Origin of the sequence: Nocardioides sp. (genome assembly GCF_016462705.1) — a bacterium.
Taxonomy (GTDB): domain Bacteria; phylum Actinomycetota; class Actinomycetes; order Propionibacteriales; family Nocardioidaceae; genus Nocardioides.
Window position 1 is genome coordinate 1 of the sequence record NZ_JAEMSS010000286.1, and the last position, 3369, is coordinate 3369.

The 3369-nt window shown below is 74.0% G+C and carries 2 protein-coding genes; both read left to right on the forward strand.

From position 1 onward, the window contains the following. A partial coding sequence (locus JHD21_RS21520; protein ID WP_292679556.1) for an MMPL family transporter occupies positions 1–2159 on the forward strand: 2159 nt, incomplete at its 5' end. A 32-nt stretch (positions 2160–2191) separates the two neighbouring features. After that, positions 2192–3369: sensor histidine kinase (locus JHD21_RS21525; protein ID WP_292679558.1), on the forward strand; the 1178-nt coding region annotated here is incomplete at its 3' end.

Sequence of the window (3369 nt, forward strand, 5' to 3'; positions counted from 1 at the left end):
CTCCCAGCCCCACCCCCGACCGCGAGACCGTCGAGACCGGCGGCCCGGAGCGGATCGGACGCCTGACCCGACTCCTCAGCTCGCGCCCGCGGCGCAGCCTGCTGGCCGTCTTCCTGTTCGTCCTGGTGGCCGGGTTCTTCGGCGGCCCGGTCGCGGGGTCGCTCGAGTCGTCGGGAGGCTTCGCCACCGAGGACGCCGACTCGGTGCGGGCCATCGAGCGGCTCGAGACGGCCTCCGGCCGGTCCCCGAACCCCGGCGTCGTCCTGCTGGTGGACACCCCCGACGGACCGACCGCCGACGCCGACCGGGTCGCCGAGGTCACCGCGGCCCTGGCCGCCGAACCGGACGTCGCCGAGGTGACCTCGCCGACCACGACCCGCGGCGACCCGGCCGGCCTGGTCTCGGCCGAGGGCACGCAGGTCCTGGTGCTCGGGACCCTCGTGGCGGGCGCTGACGAGGACGCTCTCGCGGAGTCGGTGCTCGACACCTTCGAGGGCCAGGACGACGTCACCGTCGGCGGCTCGGCCGTGGTCGGCTTCCAGCTCGGCAGCACGATCAGCGAGGACCTCGCCCGCGCCGAGCTGTTCGCCTTCCCGATCCTGCTCGTCCTGTCCCTGCTCTTCTTCCGCGGCCGGGCGGCGCTGATGCCGCTGGTGGTCGGCGTCACCACGGTGCTCGGGACGTTCCTGGTGCTGACCGGTGTCAACGCGGTCTACGGCATGAGCGTGTTCGCGCTCAACCTGGTGATCGGTCTCGGTCTCGGCCTGGCCATCGACTACACCCTGTTCCTGGTGACCCGCTACCGCGAGGAGCTGGCCGTGCAGGGACCGACCGCCGGTGCGATCGCGAAGACGATGCGCACCGCCGGCCGGACCGTGGCCTTCTCCGCGGCCACCGTCGCGGTCGCGCTCGCCGCGCTCACGGTGTTCCCGCTCGGGTTCATCAAGTCGATGGGCATCGCCGGCGCCGTCGTCGCGGTGGTCGCCGCGACCGCGGCCCTGGTCGTCTCCCCCGCGATGTTCGGCCTGTGGGGCGCCAAGCTGGCACGCAGGCGTCCGGCCACCGCCGAGGACACCGGCCGGTGGTACCGGCTCTCGCAGGCGGTGATGCGCCGGCCCGGTGCGGTCGCCCTGACCACCGGCGTGGTCATGCTCGCCCTGGCCGCGCCCGCGCTCCGCGCCGAGTGGACACCCATCGACAGCACCGTCATCCCCACCGACCAGAGCTCGCGGACCGTGGCCGACGCCGTCGCGAGCGACTTCGGCGGCACCGGCTCGAGCGCGATGACGATCGCGGTCACCACCGACGGGTCTGCCGGGTCGGCGGGCGACGCCGGCGCTGTCACGGCGTACGCCGAGGAGGTCAACGCGCTCCCCGGCGTGGTCGCCCCCGGCACGCCGGTGCAGCTCGACGAGACGACCTGGCAGCTCGACGTGTCCGCCGAGGGCGAGCCCGAGGGAGCGGTGGCGCAGCGGCTGGTCGAGGACACCCGCGCGCTGGACGGGGCCGGCGGGGTCGACGCACTGGTCGCCGGTCCCGCGGCGGACTTCGTCGACCAGCAGGACGCCATCGGCAGCCGGCTGCCGCTGGCCGCCGGCCTCCTCGTGCTGCTGACGATGGTGGTGCTCTGGCTGATGACGGGGTCGGTCGTGCTCCCCGTCAAGGCGGTGATCATGAACGCGCTGACCGTGGCCGCCAGCCTGGGGGTGCTGACGTTCGTCTACCAGGACGGCCGGCTGACCGGGCTGCTCAACTACACGCCCAACGGCGGGATCGAGCCGACCGACTTCCTGGTCACGGCCGCGCTGATCTTCGCGCTCTCCACCGACTACGGGGTCTTCCTGCTGGGCCGGATCAAGGAGATCCGGGACGGCGGGCTGTCCGAGCGCGAGTCCGTGGCCGTCGGCGTGCAGCGCACCGGCGCGGTGGTGACCGCCGCCGCGATCCTGCTGGCCGTCGCGATCGGGTCGTTCAGCACCAGCTCGATCTCGTTCATCCAGCAGATCGGCATCGCGACGGCGTTCGGCGTCCTCATCGACGCGTTCGTGGTCCGGTCGCTGCTGGTGCCCTCGCTGATGGGCCTGCTCGGGAAGTACAACTGGTGGGCGCCGATGCCGCTGCGCCGGCTGCACGACCGGATCGGTCTCAGCGAGCAGTGACAGTCGTACGCGCGGAGGCCTACCGTCCTCGGGTGGACCTGCACCCGAGGACGGTGGCCTTCGACGTCGTCCTGGCGGCCGGTCTCGCCGCGGCGATGGTGACCGAGCTCTGGCGGTCCGCGGACGCCGGCACCGGGATCTCCCCGCTGTCGGTGTCCGTGGTCGTCCTGGCGGCGTTGCCGGTGCTGCTGCGGCGCGAGCGCCCGGTGCTCTCGCTGGTCCTGGCCATGGCGACGCTCTACGTCGTGATGGCGACGACCGACATCTACCAGACGGTGCCGTTCCCGAGCATGGTCGCCGGCTACAGCCTCGCGCTCGCCTCCAACCGGCGGACCACGATCCTGGCGGGGCTGGCGCTGGTGCCGTTCGTGGTCGCGGCGATCGCGATCTTCGGCCACGAGAAGATCGCGACCTCCGAGGTGCCCAAGAACCTCGTCTTCGTGGCCGCCCCGCTGCTCCTGGGGTCGGCCGTCCGGGAGCGCCGCGCCGCCCACGACGCGCTCGTGCAACGGGCGGAGACCGCCGAACGCACCCGCGAGGAGGAGGCCCGCCGCCGGGTCGGCGAGGAACGGCTGCGGATCGCCCGGGACGTGCACGACGTGGTCGCGCACGCCATGGTCGCGATCAACGTCCAGGCCGGTGTGGGCGCCCACCTCCTCGACCGGGACCCCGAGCGGGCCCGCCGGACCCTCCAGGACATCAAGAAGCTCAGTGGCGAGGCCCTCGACGACCTCCGCTCCACGCTCGGCGCCATCCGGGCGCCCGAGGACGACGACACCGCCCCCGTGCTGCCGACACCGGGCCTGCGCGAGCTCGACGACCTGGGCGAGCTCGGCGAGAGCCTGCGGTCCGCCGGGGTCGAGGTGGAGGTCGACATCGACCCGGCCGTCCGGTCCCTGCCCGCGACGGTGACGACCACCGGCTACCGGATCGTGCAGGAGGCACTCACCAACGTCGTCCGGCACGCGAGCGGGTCACGGGCCCGGGTCCGGGTGACCCGCGACGGCGACCGGATCGTCGTCGACGTCCGCGACGACGGCCGCAACGTGGTCCCGGCCGGCGGCGCCGCTCCCGCCCCGGGCACGGGCAGCGGCGTCCTCGGCATGCGGGAGCGGGCGGTGGCGGCCGGCGGCACCCTGGTGGCCGGTCCCGCCGACGGCGGCGGCTGGCGGGTGCGGGCCACGCTGCCGATCGAGCCCGGGCACCGGCC